The sequence below is a fragment of the Citrobacter sp. R4 genome, assembly GCF_026719175.1.
Taxonomy (GTDB): Bacteria; Pseudomonadota; Gammaproteobacteria; order Enterobacterales; family Enterobacteriaceae; genus Citrobacter_A; species Citrobacter_A sedlakii.
Map to the genome: position 1 here is coordinate 1 of NZ_JAPPSU010000005.1, position 14,296 is coordinate 14,296.

Annotated in this window: 17 protein-coding genes; 3 read left to right on the forward strand and 14 right to left on the reverse strand. The window is 56.1% G+C overall.

All coding sequences use genetic code 11. The annotated features are described in order from the left end of the window. A partial coding sequence (locus tag OOJ60_RS12390) for a flagellin N-terminal helical domain-containing protein (RefSeq protein WP_442781077.1) occupies positions 1-474 on the reverse strand: 474 nt, incomplete at its 3' end. 170 nt (positions 475-644) lie between these two features. Further along, entirely contained in the window at positions 645-1,520 is an 876-nt protein-coding gene (locus tag OOJ60_RS12395) for a flagellin N-terminal helical domain-containing protein (RefSeq protein WP_060570805.1), read from the reverse strand. Between the two features lie 698 nt (positions 1,521-2,218). Between OOJ60_RS12395 and OOJ60_RS12400 the strand changes: the two genes are divergently transcribed. Both OOJ60_RS12400 and OOJ60_RS12405 read left to right on the forward strand, forming a co-directional pair. Beyond that, positions 2,219-3,169 carry a winged helix-turn-helix domain-containing protein gene (locus tag OOJ60_RS12400; RefSeq protein WP_042289089.1) on the forward strand — a complete coding sequence of 317 codons (951 nt, stop codon included), beginning with the start codon at positions 2,219-2,221 and terminating at the stop codon, positions 3,167-3,169. Next, positions 3,141-3,614, forward strand: a complete 474-nt coding sequence (locus tag OOJ60_RS12405) for a hypothetical protein (RefSeq protein WP_042289092.1) — start codon at positions 3,141-3,143, stop codon at positions 3,612-3,614. The genes OOJ60_RS12400 and OOJ60_RS12405 overlap by 29 nt, the downstream gene beginning before the upstream one ends. Before the next feature lie 52 nt (positions 3,615-3,666). Here OOJ60_RS12405 and OOJ60_RS12410 read toward each other — a convergent pair whose 3' ends face one another. From OOJ60_RS12410 to flgB, 12 genes are read right to left on the reverse strand one after another with little or no spacing between them, the layout of a single operon-like run. Beyond that, positions 3,667-4,674 carry a hypothetical protein gene (locus OOJ60_RS12410; protein WP_205612651.1) on the reverse strand — a complete coding sequence of 336 codons (1,008 nt, stop codon included), beginning with the start codon at positions 4,672-4,674 and terminating at the stop codon, positions 3,667-3,669. A gap of 5 nt (positions 4,675-4,679) precedes the next feature. After that, positions 4,680-5,594: a flagellar hook-associated protein FlgL gene (gene flgL / locus OOJ60_RS12415; protein ID WP_042289093.1), complete on the reverse strand. Its 915-nt coding sequence runs from the start codon at positions 5,592-5,594 to the stop codon at positions 4,680-4,682. A 21-nt stretch (positions 5,595-5,615) separates the two neighbouring features. After that, positions 5,616-6,986 carry a flagellar hook-associated protein FlgK gene (gene flgK, locus OOJ60_RS12420; RefSeq protein ID WP_042289096.1) on the reverse strand — a complete coding sequence of 457 codons (1,371 nt, stop codon included), beginning with the start codon at positions 6,984-6,986 and terminating at the stop codon, positions 5,616-5,618. 3 nt (positions 6,987-6,989) lie between these two features. Beyond that, complete coding sequence (locus OOJ60_RS12425) at positions 6,990-7,379, reverse strand: rod-binding protein (RefSeq protein WP_060570808.1); 390 nt, start codon at positions 7,377-7,379, stop codon at positions 6,990-6,992. After that, positions 7,379-8,470, reverse strand: a complete 1,092-nt coding sequence (locus OOJ60_RS12430) for a flagellar basal body P-ring protein FlgI (RefSeq protein ID WP_167333861.1) — start codon at positions 8,468-8,470, stop codon at positions 7,379-7,381. Before OOJ60_RS12430 ends, OOJ60_RS12425 begins: the two co-directional genes overlap by 1 nt. Before the next feature lie 11 nt (positions 8,471-8,481). Further along, entirely contained in the window at positions 8,482-9,147 is a 666-nt protein-coding gene (flgH, locus tag OOJ60_RS12435; RefSeq protein WP_042289104.1) for a flagellar basal body L-ring protein FlgH, read from the reverse strand. A gap of 26 nt (positions 9,148-9,173) precedes the next feature. After that, a complete protein-coding gene (gene flgG / locus OOJ60_RS12440; protein ID WP_042289108.1) occupies positions 9,174-9,959 on the reverse strand; it encodes a flagellar basal-body rod protein FlgG in 786 nt (261 codons plus the stop codon). A gap of 20 nt (positions 9,960-9,979) precedes the next feature. Beyond that, on the reverse strand, positions 9,980-10,711 hold the full coding sequence (locus OOJ60_RS12445; RefSeq protein ID WP_042289109.1) for a flagellar basal body rod protein FlgF: 732 nt from the start codon (positions 10,709-10,711) through the stop codon (positions 9,980-9,982). Beyond that, positions 10,711-11,901 carry a flagellar hook protein FlgE gene (gene flgE / locus OOJ60_RS12450; RefSeq protein ID WP_042289111.1) on the reverse strand — a complete coding sequence of 397 codons (1,191 nt, stop codon included), beginning with the start codon at positions 11,899-11,901 and terminating at the stop codon, positions 10,711-10,713. Before flgE ends, OOJ60_RS12445 begins: the two co-directional genes overlap by 1 nt. A 34-nt stretch (positions 11,902-11,935) precedes the next feature. After that, a complete protein-coding gene (gene flgD / locus OOJ60_RS12455; protein ID WP_181822057.1) occupies positions 11,936-12,613 on the reverse strand; it encodes a flagellar hook assembly protein FlgD in 678 nt (225 codons plus the stop codon). A 2-nt stretch (positions 12,614-12,615) separates the two neighbouring features. Further along, positions 12,616-13,041, reverse strand: a complete 426-nt coding sequence (gene flgC / locus OOJ60_RS12460) for a flagellar basal body rod protein FlgC (protein ID WP_042289114.1) — start codon at positions 13,039-13,041, stop codon at positions 12,616-12,618. 23 nt (positions 13,042-13,064) lie between these two features. Continuing rightward, positions 13,065-13,415 (reverse strand): flagellar basal body rod protein FlgB, encoded by a 351-nt coding sequence (flgB, locus tag OOJ60_RS12465; protein WP_205612652.1) that lies wholly within the window; start codon positions 13,413-13,415, stop codon positions 13,065-13,067. 78 nt (positions 13,416-13,493) lie between these two features. On the opposite strand from flgB, the gene flgA reads away from it, so the two are divergent. After that, positions 13,494-14,282, forward strand: a complete 789-nt coding sequence (gene flgA / locus OOJ60_RS12470; RefSeq protein WP_042289117.1) for a flagellar basal body P-ring formation chaperone FlgA — start codon at positions 13,494-13,496, stop codon at positions 14,280-14,282. Positions 14,283-14,296 lie beyond the last annotated feature (14 nt).

The following is a 14,296-nucleotide window of genomic DNA, read 5'->3' on the forward strand; positions in this document are numbered from 1 at the left end:
TTCACCGGAAGAGGAACCAATCTGGAAGTTCAGCGCTTTCGCGAATTTGCCGCTGTCACCGAACAGCTTCTCACCCGCATAAGAGGTATTGTCCATGATGTTCTTCAGCTCGGCGTTCAGATCGTTCAGTTCCGCATTGATCGCATTGCGATCTTTTTCTGTGTTGGTGTCGTTCGCCGCCTGGGTTGCGAGGTCTTTCATGCGGTACATGATATTGCTGACTTCATCAAACGCGCCTTCCGCCGTCTGCATCAGCGCAGTCGCATCGGAGATATTACGCTGGGCAACCGCCATACCGTTGGTCTGGCCCTGAAGACGGCTGGCGATCTGCAGACCTGCCGCGTCATCCGCCGCTGAGTTAATACGTTTGCCGGTGCCCAGGCGCTCCATCGCGGTGGACAGCATGCTGTTGGATTTATTTAACGCGTTGGTGGATGCCATGGAAGATGCGCTGGTGAAAATTGACAGTGACATTGTGTATTCCTTTTTAAAATCGGTTTTCAGTGGCTCTGGTAAATAAGAACGGCACGCCGGTTTAGAAAATTAAATCGCCGGTGTGCTGAATGGCGATTTTTTATCCTGACAGGCATTCCCCCATAAAAAAGCCGCCCCTATGGAGCGGCCTGTGAGGCATCTGCGAGCGATTAGCCCAGCAGGGACATCACCATGCTGGACATACTGTTGGACTGCTTCAGCATGGACATGCTGGTCTGCGCCAGCATCTGGTTACGCGTCATGGAGGAGGCCTCGCTGGCGAAGTCAGCGTCCTGAATATTGCTCAGCGCCAGTTCGGTGTTGTCTTTCATGTTCGCCAGGTTAGAGGCGGTGTGGCCCAGACGGTTGATGCTGGCGCCCATTTTGGAACGTACGGAACCAACATCATTCAACGCGGTTTCCAGTTTATCCATCATCGCTTTTGCCGTATCTGCATCGCTGATGTTGATGCCATCGGCCTGTTCCCAGTCCCCAAAGCCGAAGCCGGAAGAGGTAAACAGCGCGCCACTGCCTGTCCCGTTCAGCTCGCCAGAGAGATCAACTACCATCGTTTCACCGGAAGAGGAACCAATCTGGAAGTTCAGCGCTTTCGCGAATTTGCCGCTGTCACCGAACAGCTTCTCACCCGCATAAGAGGTATTGTCCATGATGTTCTTCAGCTCGGCGTTCAGATCGTTCAGTTCCGCATTGATCGCATTGCGATCTTTTTCTGTGTTGGTGTCGTTCGCCGCCTGGGTTGCGAGGTCTTTCATGCGGTACATGATATTGCTGACTTCATCAAACGCGCCTTCCGCCGTCTGCATCAGCGCAGTCGCATCGGAGATATTACGCTGCGCAACCGCCATACCGTTGGTCTGACCCTGAAGACGGCTGGCGATCTGCAGACCTGCCGCGTCATCCGCCGCTGAGTTAATACGTTTGCCGGTGCCCAGGCGCTCCATCGCGGTGGACAGCATGCTGTTGGATTTATTTAACGCGTTGGTAGACGCCATAGATGAAGCACTGGTGAAAATAGAAAGGGACATTGTTTTCTCCTTGGGTGACCTGTCCGTCAGGCACTTTCATTGTTACTGGAAGAGTAAAACGGCCTTTTGACGGAAAAATTAAATTTTATTTTTAACCCACCCTTACATTCTGCAAGAAAAATATTTCGTCTATCTGATAAGCCTCGCTAATAATAGTAAGGGAGTTCTTCATCATTTTTCTAAGACGACTAAAAAGCGCAGAATCAAAATATAAGGCGACACAAAAAACAGCAAACTTAACCACTATTTTCGATAACCGTTACCACCCCTATAAAACCCTTTTATTCCGTAAGGTATAGATTTATTCCATGAACATAGGATTCACATAAACACGACCTTTTTTAACATCAAGATCTTTTAACTATTGGAGTTAACTTTTGTCTAATTTTCTTAATCAGCGGCAAGATTTTTTACTACCAGAGGTGTTGCGCATCACACTTTTATCGCGTAAAAAGAGGCCATGGAAAAGATTATTCCTAGAGCTGACGACACGGGGAAAGGGGTAATCTTCCGCTTTTGTTCAAAGTTTATGCGTAACTTTTCGCAAAGAATAACTTATTCCTTTCTTGCTTTTTTGCATAAGCGGCAATTCATTATAACCCCCGGCTTGCCATAACAATTAAATAACACAGCATTGAACTTAAATTATGACAATACAAACTGACTGAACGGGAATGGTCACTACCATCAACTAATCGATGAATAAACGCTACTGCTCTGTAAATAACTGGCTGATTGATATTCCTTCAGGATCGATCCTCCATTTAACAACCGGAGAAAAGAAGCGCCTTGGTGAATATCAGCTCAAGCTGCTGGATATTCTGATGCAGGATGCAGGGAAAATCTTCACACGTGAAGAATTGACTAACCTGGTTTGGGAACGACGTGTTATCGGTAATAACAGTCTTCCCAATGCTATCCATGCATTACGTACCGCGCTGGAGGATGACGGCAAACAGCAAAAAATTATCAAAACGATACCCAAAAAAGGGTATTTGCTGGAGCCGGAATATTGCCGCGTAATCGAGAAGGAAGAGAGTGAAGTTAATGAATCTACGCAAGATCCAGCTGAGCGAGAGACGGAAGAGGAAAACAAACCGGCGGTACCTGAAGACAGGGTGAATGAATCCGCCGCTATGCCGCCAGCGCCAGAAACACCGGCTCAGGAAGCCACCGTTCCTGTCGCTGCGGCGGCGCTGCCGCGCGCAAACCGGACAACCTTTGTACTGTTCGTGGTGCTGGTCATCGTCTGTACCACGTTGCTGACATGGTGGGTGGTGAAGCGTCAGGAGAGCGGAAACCTGACGGCGAAAGAGGTACAGCCTAACGTTTACAGCAATATTCATATTTACGCGATTGAACCGTCCGGCGATCTCTCCTACGGCGCGGAGAACCTGTACAGCAAACTGAAAGCCTCGCTCTATACCCTGAACCAGCAGATTAAAACGCAGTCTGTGACGATGACCGTCTATTTCAGCACCCGAAATTTCATGCTGAATTATACATTTGCGCTGAGCAGCCCCTGCGATAAGCAGCAGTTGGTGATGGCGGTTTATCAATGGCGGCTCGATGCAAACCAACTCAACAATCTGATCCTGCGCGAAACCCGGAGAAAGCTGAATGAAATGGCTATTTGTACAGAGAATTAATCTGCTGCTGAGCATCGCCATTCTCATCGTGGCGGTCTCGCCTTTTGTCTGGAACGCGCTAACATCACCAAGAATGATGCGCGGCGCCAACGTTGAAGGCACGTTTCAGATGGGGTTTTACGATCTGAAATCGCAGAGTAAAGAGACTTACGACGCGCACCTGAAAACAACGCGGGGCACGATTCTGATCACGCTCATCAGCCCGAACGATAACCAGTTTGTGCTGAAAGGCACCTTTACCCCGACGCAAAGGCGAAACAACAGGCTCTATTTTTATCTGACGCCGATTTACTACAGCAAGGCGCAGAACCTGCTGATGGTCGACAACCTGGTGGATCAACTGATGCACACCATCTTCTGGATGGAGCCGCTTTCGCTGGGCGATCAGCCGCTGGTGGTCGGGGAAAGCGGGTCAATCTTTCTTTATCCACTGAGACGCTCATAAAGAAAGGTTTTTTCCCCTGAACGACGCCTCCCCCGGCCCGGAGAGGCGAGTTTTAGCCCAGCAAATTCTTCACCGTCGCCAGACGCACATTCGCCTGCGCGCCCAGTGCCTGTGAAAGCACGCTAAAGTTTTTCGTACCGCCGGCCAGCGCATCCCCCAGCCCACGCGCCGTCTCCAGCGCCTGCTGCGGCGTGAAAACCGCCGCCATATCGTTGATACGCGACGCCACACGATCCTGCTGCTGGCGCAGTCGGCTGCGCTGGCTGGTGATGTGCTCCAGAGTATTTTGCAGCTTTGCCGGCCCTTCCCGCTCGCGGCCTGCGGTCAACGCCAGCACCTCATCGCTGCTGGCGGCTTCCGCCTGCGGCGACAGCAAGGTAAAAGCATCGGCCGGATAGCGCCCCCCTTCACCGCGTACTGTAAGCTGCTGGCTGACGCGCGCCCAGCGGCTTTCATCCACGCTAAACAGCAATTGCCCGCCCCCGCTCTGCCGGGCGTGAATACCCAGCCGTCCCAGGCCAATATTCAGCTTCGTCAGGATCTGGCGCGGCGATGCTTCTGCGGGCAGCGACACGGCGCTCATTTCACGCTGGCGGCCGCCAAGACAGAACACCAGCGTCTCACCTTCGGGGTTACTGAGGAGTTTCTCACTGCCTGGCAGCGTAAAATTCACGCTGCTTTTATGTTCCAGCGAAGGCATGAGATGGCGATCGACCGTCCCCCCGGAAAGCTGCGTACGGCGGGTTAAGTGCTTTTGCAGCGCCGCCGCCTGGGCGGAAGCATCGCCGCGCAGGGAGGATTGGCGCAGCTGAAGCAGTTGTGTTTCCGTTTGCGCCAGATAACTGTCCGCCTGCTGTACCGCCGTCAGTTGCTGGTTAAGCTGCACGTTATAGCGCATCGGGCGACGGGAAAGCAGCGCCGACTCCGGGAACGCGCTGCGCGAAGAGACCGCTTCCGGCATGCGAACACGGGTAACGGTCTGTGGGGCATCAATAGTGCCGCGTCCGGCAGTGGTGGACGCGGGGGTCGTCAGCGACGAAGTTTTTAAACCAACCTGCATCGTGATTACATCATACTGAACAGATTAAGCTGACTGACCATGCTGTACGTCTTGTAGCTTATCTGCATCGATTGCGCGTAGAGCTGAAGATTGGTCGTCGCCGTCACTTCATCCGTATCGCCTAATTCACTGGCCAACTGGCGGTTCGCCACACTGACGTCCGTATGCGCGTCGCCGAGCAGCGTCAGACGGTTCTGGCGTCCGCCGAGGTCGGTGAAAATACTGGAGACGCGATCGCGCGCGCCCTGCACTGAGCCGAGCATGGCGTCTATCTCATCTTTATAGTCCGCGTAGCTGGCGTCCGGGTCCTGCATTTTTGCGCTGAGAGCTTTCAGATCGTTCAGCACCTTCAGATCGTTACCTGAGCCGGAAAACGCCTGCGCGACGTTGGTATTTTCGGTGATGCTCACGCCGTTGGCGACCTGCGTTTCACGCGTGCCGTCGTTGCCGCCGTAAACGTATTGTCCATTCTCGTCCAGAGTGACGGTTTTGCTGTCGGTTTTGGTGCCGGAAAAGAGATAGCTGCCATTTTCATTTTTGGCATTCATTGATGCCACCAGCGAGTCGATCATCGAGTCGATTTCCGCGCCGTAGCCCGCCATATCTTTCTGGCTGTGGGTGCTGTTGTTGGCCGACAACAGCTTATCGTTAAGCGACAGAAGCTGATTATTGAGCGCGTTGACGTTCGACTCCTGAATCGCCAGCGCGCCGCTCAGGCGTTTGATATTGCTCTGGTACTGGGTGATCGCTGATTCTTCGCGGTTGAGCTGCACCAGACGGCTGGCGGCCACCGGGTCGTCGGAAGGCACGTTAATGCGCTTCAGCGTGGAGACCTGCTCCAGAAGTTTGCTCAGGCGCGTGCCGTTAGTGCCCATCTGTGTCAGCATGGCGTTGGAGTTATAGAGACTGCTAATACGCATTGTTAATCATTCCTGTCGCGCTTAAAACATGCTCATCAGATCGGAAAAGATCTGATTACCGGTAGAGATAACCTTCATATTCGCCTGGTAAGCCTGCATGTAGATCTGAAGATTAATCGCTTCTTCATCCTGGTTTACCGCGCTGAGGTTATCGCGCTGATTCTGCGCCTGCTCGCGCACGGCGGCGGCGGCATCCATCTCGGTGGTGCTCTGGCGGCTGGCGATACCGATGGTGGAGATAATCGCCGCGGCTCCTTCGCTCAGGCTCATGTTGCCCATACCCGGAATAGTGGTTTTTTTGTTTTTCAGCTCAATCAGCTCGGCCAGATTGTCGCTGTTGCCGGGCTCATCTTTCGCGCCGGAGAGCGCCAGCTCTTCCGGGTTTAAGTCATTGACCTGCAACATTCCCGCCGGGTTAGACGGGTCAAAAGTGAAGAGCGCTTTCCCTGGATTGCCGTTCAGATCAAACCCCTTTTGCAGTTGATCGTTAAACAGGTCCGCCACCGTTTCCGCCATGCCCTGCACCGAGTCTTTCATCTGCTGCAGCGTGCCAGTTTCATAGTCGTGCAGCGCGCCGAGCTGGCCGCCAACGGCAGGGTCGAGCGAAAATTCGCTGGTGGAGAACTTCAGCGCCAGCGTCGAATTACCGTTCGCATCCTGACCGACGCGCAGTTGGCCGGCAGTTTTGCCGCTAACCAGCGGCTGGCCGCTGGCGAGCGAAACGGTATAGCTGCCGGATTTATCCTCCGTCACCTTCACGTCCGCCAGCGTACTGAGGGTTTTCACCAGCTCATCGCGCTGATCGCGCAGCACGCTGCTGTTACCGCCGGTCGAATCCATATCGGCGATCTTTTTGTTGTAGTCGGCGATGCTGCCGCTGATGGTGTTGATCTGATCGACCATCGCGCCGCGCTGGGTGGTAATCGACTCTTTCTGGCTGGTGATAAAGTTATTCACGCTGTTAAAGCGTGTGGCGAGGGCCCCCGCCTGATTGAGCAGTTGCTGGCGCAGTGCCGGAGATTCCGGCGTCTGGGTCAGTTCGCTCAGGGCATTGATAAACTCATCGAGCCCGTTACCGAGGCTGGTGGTGTCGGAACCCACCACTTTTTCCAGCGACGTGATGTACTGATTTCCCGTCTCGTAATAGCTGGCCTTGTTACCGGTCTGCCACACCTGATTCACCAGATACTGGCTGGAGATACGCCGAATGCTGTCCACCTGGACGCCGTTCCCCGCACTCATTCCCGCCTCACCCATCGGTCCGATAGCGCTTTGCACCGCTCCCTGGCGGCTGTAACCGCTCACCATCCAGTTGGCAACGTTCATCGAGGTTACGTTCATGCCGATCTGCGCGGCCTGAATGCCGCTGAAGGCAATATTAATCATACTCATGGGTTACTCCTGTTCACGCATGACCGGGACAACGGGCGTGCTGAGTTCTTTTGGCTGTTCTTTTAAAGCGACCAGACTTCCCGCATCCTTAAGCGGCGCTGTCGTTTGCGGTGAAAGCTGGCTGATAATCATCTGCGCGATGCCGGTGCTGCGCTGCGACGCGAGCTCAGAGGCGAGCTTATCGTCATAAAAATCACGCATCATGCGCTGCTGTTTGCTGTTGAATGGATTATCTTCCCCCAGCACATCGGCGGCTTTACGCATCTGTGACAGCATAGAGCGCAGCATCAGCGCTTCGAACTGCTCCGCCGCCTGCTCCAGGTTTTGCGGTTTCACCTGCCCGGTGATGTCGCCGGGCAGAATGGCACTTTGACGGGTAATAGCATTCAGCATCAGATGACCACCAGTTCAGCGTCCAGCGCGCCTGCTTCGTGCAGCGCCTGCAAAATCGCCATCGTGTCATCCGGCGCGGCGCCGAGGCTATTGATGGTGTTGACAATACTGCGCAGGCTAGTGCCCGCAGGGATCATCACCATCTGGCCGCTACCGCGGTTGACGTTCACATCGCTCTGCGGCGTCACCGCCGTTTGCCCCTGGCTGAACGCGCCCGGCTGACTCACGTTCGACGACTCACGAATGGTAACCGTCAGGTTGCCGTGGGAGACGGCGGCGGCACGCACCACTACGCCATCGCCGATCACCACCGTGCCGGTACGGGCGTTAAACACCACGCGCGGCGGCTGCTTCCCGGCGTTGATCTGCACATCTTCCAGCGTCGACATAAACGCCACGCGATCGCCTGCGCCCAGCGGCGCGCGAACGGCGACGTTGGTGGCGCTCTGGGCGGTCGCGGTGCCGGAGCCAAAAGCGCTGTTCAGCGCGACGGCAACGCTGTTGGCCGTTTTAAAGCTCGGGCGCTTGAGGTTCAGCATCACCACCGGCTCCTGCTGGAAATCGGTCATCACTTCACGCTCGACGGAGCCGCCATTCGGCACGCGTCCCACGGTCGGTGTATTGATGGTCACACTGGAGCCGCTATTGCCTTCGGCTTTCACCCCGCCGACCACCACATTGCCCTGCGCCAGCGCATAGACTTCACCGTCCGCGCCGCGCAGTTGGGTCAGCAGCAGCGTACCGCCGCGCAGGCTTTTCGCATCGCCAATCGAGGAGACGGTGACGTCAATGCTCTGCCCACGCGCATAGCCCGGCGGCAGCGTCGCGCTGATGGCGACGGCCGCGACGTTTTTCACTTTCGGGTCGATTTTCGCCGGTAGCTGAACGCCAAACTGTCGCAGCATGTTGGTCACCGACTGGCTGGTGAATTTGACCTGGTTTTTATCCCCGGTGCCGTCGAGCCCCACCACCAGGCTGTAGCCCACCAGCTGATTGCCGCGCACGCCCTGAATATCAACCACGTCGCCCAGGCGCTGGGCCATCGCCCCCATGCTCCAGATGAGCAGGCAAAAAAGTGCCACTTTACGCATTACGGACTCCATTAGATCGGAAACAGCGGGTGGTTGAAGACGCGCGTCAGCCAACCAGCGGAATTGGCGTCGCTCAGCGCGCCGCGTCCGGAATAGGAGATGCGGGCATTGGCGATGCGCTGTGAGGAAACGGAGTTGTCACGCTCGACGTCATCCGCCCGCACCAGCCCGGTCACGCGCATGTATTCATCACCCTGATTGAGTGTCAGCCACTTCTCGCCGCGGATCGCCAGCACACCGTTCGGCAGCACTTTGTAGACGGCCACGGTGATCGCCCCGCGCAGGCTGTTTTGCTGCTGCGAGGCGGCGTTGCCGTTAAAGTTACGGTTGCCGTCTATGGAGGCGGAGAGATTATCCACCGAGTGGCCGAACGCGTCCGGGATCCCCAGGGAAACATCGTTCTTTTTGCCGAAATTGGTGCGCGCCTGCTTGCTGGCTTGGGTGGACTCATCCAGTTTGACGGTCAGGATATCGCCCACGCGATAAGCGCGGCGGTCCTGTATCAGCGACCAGTTATAGCCGCTGTTGTACAACCCGCCACCGCGCACCTGCGTATCCGGCATCACGATATCTTCCGGCGGCGCGAAGGCCGCATCATCTTTTTGCACCAGCAACGCCGGGCTTTCACAGCCCGACAAAAACAGTGCCAGCAAAACCATTACTACCTGCTTTTTCATTACACTTTCACTTTACTGCCCGGTCATTACATCGACTGGGTGACAAACTTCAGCATGTCGTCGGCGGCGGAGACCATTTTGGCGTTCATTTCATATGCCCGCTGCACGGTGATCATATCGACCATCTCCTCGACGACCTGCACGTTAGAGCCTTCCAGCGACCCCTGCTCCAGTTGGCCAAACGCCTCTTCGCCCGGCACGCCTTCTACCGCTTCGCCGCTGGCGGCAGTTTCGCGATAAAGGTTACCGCCCACCGCTTCCAGCCCGGCCGGATTGACGAAGTTCACCAGCGTTAGCTGGCCGAGCTCAACCGGATCCGTTTCGCCTGCGACGGTCGCGGTGATGGTACCGTCTTTACCGATCTGCAGGTCCTTCACGTTTTCCGGCAGTTCAATTTGCGGCACCAGCGGTAAGCCCTGAGCGTTGGTCAACAGGCCGTCCGGCGTTTTCTGAAAGTTACCGGCGCGGGTATAACCGATATCGCCGTTGGGCATTTCCACCTGGAAAAAACCCTGCCCGGTGATCGCCACATCCAACGCCTGCTCGGTGTTCTGAATGCTGCCAACGGTGAACTCTTTCTGCGTACCAACAATTTTCACGCCGGTGCCGTACTGGATACCGGTCGGCGCGACGTTGTTTTGATCCAGTTGGCCCCCCGGCGTACGCTGATTCTGATAGAACAGATCGGCGAACATGGCGCGATCGCGCTTAAACCCGGTGGTGTTGACGTTCGCCAGGTTGTTAGAAATGGCAGTCATTTTGGCGTCCTGCGCCGCCAGACCGGTTTTACTAATCCACAATGCGGGATTCATCTCTCATCCTTCTTTTAATATCAGGAGCCGCGAATCAGGCGGTTGCCCGCCGTCGCGAGATCTTCTGCGGCTTTCATCATTTTGATCTGCGCTTCAAACTGGCGGTTTAGCGCAATGCTGGAGACCATCTCGTCGATCGCCGACACGTTGGCGCTCTCCAGATGCCCGGAAGCCACCATCACCTCTTCATCGCGCGGGTTAACCGCCGCATTGCTCACCAGAAAGCCATCAGCATTTTTGCTCAGCTCACTGGCCGGCACGTTAACCAGCTTGACGCGATCGATATCCACCGGCGCGGCGATGTCACCGTCGTCGGGCACGATGGTTATCACCCCGTCCTCGCCGATGCTGACGGAGGAGAACGGCGGCAGAACAATGGGGCCGTTGTCACCTTCCACCGGCAGCCCGTTGATAGACAGCTCGCCATCGGCGTTGACGTCAATCTGACCGTTGCGGGTGTAGACCTCACGATTGCCGCTGCTCAGGGCGATCAGCCCCTCGCCCTTAATCGCCAGATCCAGGCTGCGCCCGGTTTCACGGACCGCGCCGGGGGTCATGTCCACGCCACCCTGAGTGGGCAGGGTCATATAGCGGGAGGCGTAACCCTCGCCGCTCACCTGCTGCGTGATCGCGCGATCGAGATCGCCGCGAAAGCCCTGGGTGTTGACGTTCGCCAGGTTATTCGCGTGGATCTCCTGCTGCGACAGTGTGCGTGATGCGCCGCTTACGGCGGTAAAAATCAATCGATCCATTACACCGCCTGGAAGAGCGCATTCATCATGTTGTCGTTAGTGCTGATCACCTTGGTGTTGGCCTGGTAGTTACGCTGCGCGGTCATCAGCCCGACCAGCTCAGAGGTCAGGTCGACGTTGGACTGCTCCAGCGCCCCGGCGGTAATCGAGCCCAGCAGGCCTGTACCTGGCGCGCCTGTCAGCGGTGCGCCCGAGCTGGCGGTTTGCGTCCAGGTGGTGCCGTCCTGCGACTGAAGGCCGTTGGCGTTGGCAAAGTTAGCCAGCACCAGTTGCCCTTGCAGCATACGTTCACCATTGGAGAAGGTGGCGTAAACGCTGCCATCGGCATCAATCGCCTGGCCGGTACGCTCGCCGGAGGCATAGCCGCTACCCTGGTTTTTGCTCACCGAGAAATCAGAACCGTACTGCGTAGTGCCGTTGTAGCTCAGGTCGATGGAGAGCCCGGCCGCGCCCGGAATATCAACATTCAGGCTGGTCAGGTCGGTCGGTGTGGTCAGTATGCCCTGGTCGGAGAACGTCATTTCCTGGGCACTGTTTGGGATCTCGGTGTCGTCCATGTAGTAGTGGACTTCCCAGGTGTTATCGTCTTTCTTCACGAAATACTGGTTCAGGGTGTGCTCACGACCCAGAGAATCGTAGACCTGCGTAGTATAGGTATTGTTGTACGAGGTATTGTCCTTCGGGTCGAAGTTGCCGTTTGTCGGCACATCTGCGTTGGCGTCGAGGTTGGCGGTGAAGTCGAGGCTGTCGGTGGCCTTCGCCGGAATCGAGCCGCTGCTGATGGTCAGATTGCCGACGGTGCCGACCTGAAGCTGGCCGTTCGCATCCACCGGGTAACCCTGCAGGTACATGCCCAGGTTATTGATCAGGTTACCGCTGCTGTCGGTGCCGAAGTAGCCCGCGCGACTGTATGCCGTGGTGCCCGCGCTGTCGCGCACGACAAAGAAACCGTTGCCGTTGATCGCCAGATCGAGGGCGTTGCCGGTGGAAGAGATGCTTCCGCCTTTGGTGATGCTTTGAGTGACACCGGAAACGCCGACGCCCAGTGGCTGGCTTTCAGCGTAAAGCGCGGAAAACTCGGCGCGGCCCGATTTAAAGCCTACGGTGCCGGAGTTGGCGATATTGTTAGAGATCGCGTTCAGCTGTTCGGTGACCGCGTTCAGGCCGGTGGTGGCAATGTTAAAGCTCATAAAAGTTCCTGTTTCATCATCTCGTGAAATCGCCTCAGACGGCGTTTTTCGAGGTTGTTCCAAATTGCGTAATGTTGTTGTAAGCGATGTCGCCAATACCGTTGATATTCAGGACGGTGGCGCTTCCGTCGAGCGGAATGCGCACGTTGGTGACCGTTCCGCCCACTTCAATCGGCACCGTCTCTTCGCCGGTATCCGTGACCACGCTCAGAGTGTATTTCCCTTCACTGAGCCCCATCTCCGCCGGGTCGATACTGAAATCCACCTGACCCGCGTCCTGTTTGCCCAGTTCGATTTTGTGCTCGACGCCCGCGGAATCTTTGACGATCACCGTCACTACGCCCGCGGCGTGCTGCAGCGTCAGACGCCCGTCCACAACCGTTTCGCCGTCGCTGTTGATGCTGTCGCTCTGCACCATCACGTGCTGGCCGACCAGATTGCCGGTGGTGAGGGTTTGCAGGTTGTCCATCAACACGGAACTGTTCGCCATCAGTTGGGACATGGTTTCCATCGACTGCACCTGAGTAAGCTGTGCCAGCTGGCTGACGTACTCGGTGCCATCCGTCGGGTTTAGCGGGTCCTGGTTCTGGATCTGTGCCACCAGCAGTTGCATAAACAGCGTGTTCATGCCAGCCGCGGTGTTGCCGTTGCCGGAGACGCTGCCGTCGAGGGAAGTCGCCTGGGCGTTGCGGGATGCGTTATTTACGTTCATGCTTAGGCTTCTCCAAGTCGCAGCAGGCTTTGCTGCATACTTTTCACACTGTTAAGTACTTCAACGTTGGTTTCGAAGCTTCGGGAGGCCGACATCATGTCCGCCATTTCTTCCACCACGTTGACGCCCGGGTAATAGACGTAGCCGTCGCCGTTCGCCAGCGGGTTATGAGGCTCGTAGCGTTCAACGGCTTCGCCGCTCTCCACAACGTCCATCACCTGAACCCGCGCGCCGGTCAGCGCCCGGCTGTGCATCAGTTCGTCGTTTTTGTAAATCGCGGCAAACACCGGACGGCGGGCTTTATAAACCCCCTCTTCGCTGGTTGCCGCTGTTTCTGCGTTGGCGAGGTTACTGGCGATGGTATTCAGACGAACGGTTTGCGCCGTCATCGCCGACCCCGAAACGCGATAAATATCGGTAAAAGCCATATTCCGTGATTACCTGCGTAGGATTACTTACCTTCAATGGCCTGCTTCAGGCCCGTAAATTTCATGTTTAAAAACGCCAGGCTCATCTGGTAATCCTGCGCGTTTTTGGCAAACTCAGCCTGCTCCACGTTCAACGATACGGTGTTGCCGTCCGAAGAGGGCTGATAAGGAATGCGATACATCTCCTGCGGCAGTGCGGTCTGCGAAAAACTCCGCGATGAACGTTGCATCTCTGCGGCAAAATCAATATCTTTAGCCTGAAAGTTGGGGGTATCGACATTGGCCAGATTGGCTGAAAGCAACTCTGCTCGGGAAAGTCGAAGTGCTACAGCCTGTGGATGAACGCCCAATGCTTTGTCAAAAGTAATACTCACAATTCACACCCTCGTGATGCTAAACCTGCGATGATTTGCTTACCCTATTAGCAAAATTCGTGCCAAGGTTTTAATATCATGATTTATAATCGTTTTAGTCATTTCCAGTCGCCAGAGGTGAAGCGTTGCTTCCGCTATGGCGTCTTCTCTTTCCTCCTGGCTTTCGCCGTCACCGCCAGCGCGGCAACGCCCGAAAAAAAAACCAACGCGCGTAAGCAGATCTACGTCGCGACGCAGCTCCACGCAGCCAAAATGATTTATCATGAAGCCAAACGCCGACAGTGGCCGGACTACCAGGCGGAGATGAATTTGTTTATCCCCTCCGAGGCATCGCACCTGGTAGTCTGCGCACAGGAACCGACCGTCACCCTGCCGGAGGGTGAACGTATCGATCTCAACCGCCTGCGTGTGGATGTACGCTGCGACGCGCCGCAGCGCTGGGACGTGGCGGTAACGGTAAAACCGGATATCTATCTTCCGGTGGTGGTCGCGCAAAACACGTTGGATCGCGGCCATCTGCTCTCCCCGGACGACATCACCATTAAGAAGCTCAATATCAGCGGCCTGCGCGGCAACTACCTGACCAACCCGGACGAGGTGATGGGGCTGACGGTGAAGCGCCGCATCCGCGATCGTCAGGCGATTGCCCTGACGCAGTTGGAAGCGCCGGTGCTGGTTGAACGCGGCCAGCGCGTGGTGATGATCGCCGAACAGGGCGGTGTGGAAGCCCGCACCGTGGGCGAGGCGATGAAAAAGGGACGTAAAGGCGAAATTATCAAGGTGAAAAATGAGAGCAGCGAACGCGTGGTGAGCGCCATCGTCGCCGACAGCGGGGTGGTGAAAATGGTCTACGCGGGCGGACGCTAAAAAAGTGCGAAATC

Excerpts from the sequence above, each read along its gene's own strand:
- OOJ60_RS12395 (WP_060570805.1), bottom strand. The coding sequence starts at position 1,520 with ATGTCCCTTTCTATTTTCACCAGTGCTTCATCTATGGCGTCTACCAAC.
- OOJ60_RS12400 (WP_042289089.1), top strand. The coding sequence starts at position 2,219 with ATGAATAAACGCTACTGCTCTGTAAATAACTGGCTGATTGATATTCCT.
- OOJ60_RS12405 (WP_042289092.1), top strand. The coding sequence starts at position 3,141 with ATGAAATGGCTATTTGTACAGAGAATTAATCTGCTGCTGAGCATCGCC.
- OOJ60_RS12410 (WP_205612651.1), bottom strand. The coding sequence starts at position 4,674 with ATGCAGGTTGGTTTAAAAACTTCGTCGCTGACGACCCCCGCGTCCACC.
- flgL (WP_042289093.1), bottom strand. The coding sequence starts at position 5,594 with ATGCGTATTAGCAGTCTCTATAACTCCAACGCCATGCTGACACAGATG.
- flgK (WP_042289096.1), bottom strand. The coding sequence starts at position 6,986 with ATGAGTATGATTAATATTGCCTTCAGCGGCATTCAGGCCGCGCAGATC.
- OOJ60_RS12425 (WP_060570808.1), bottom strand. The coding sequence starts at position 7,379 with ATGCTGAATGCTATTACCCGTCAAAGTGCCATTCTGCCCGGCGACATC.
- OOJ60_RS12430 (WP_167333861.1), bottom strand. The coding sequence starts at position 8,470 with ATGCGTAAAGTGGCACTTTTTTGCCTGCTCATCTGGAGCATGGGGGCG.
- flgH (WP_042289104.1), bottom strand. The coding sequence starts at position 9,147 with ATGAAAAAGCAGGTAGTAATGGTTTTGCTGGCACTGTTTTTGTCGGGC.
- flgG (WP_042289108.1), bottom strand. The coding sequence starts at position 9,959 with ATGAATCCCGCATTGTGGATTAGTAAAACCGGTCTGGCGGCGCAGGAC.
- OOJ60_RS12445 (WP_042289109.1), bottom strand. The coding sequence starts at position 10,711 with ATGGATCGATTGATTTTTACCGCCGTAAGCGGCGCATCACGCACACTG.
- flgE (WP_042289111.1), bottom strand. The coding sequence starts at position 11,901 with ATGAGCTTTAACATTGCCACCACCGGCCTGAACGCGGTCACCGAACAG.
- flgD (WP_181822057.1), bottom strand. The coding sequence starts at position 12,613 with ATGAACGTAAATAACGCATCCCGCAACGCCCAGGCGACTTCCCTCGAC.
- flgC (WP_042289114.1), bottom strand. The coding sequence starts at position 13,041 with ATGGCTTTTACCGATATTTATCGCGTTTCGGGGTCGGCGATGACGGCG.
- flgA (WP_042289117.1), top strand. The coding sequence starts at position 13,494 with ATGATTTATAATCGTTTTAGTCATTTCCAGTCGCCAGAGGTGAAGCGT.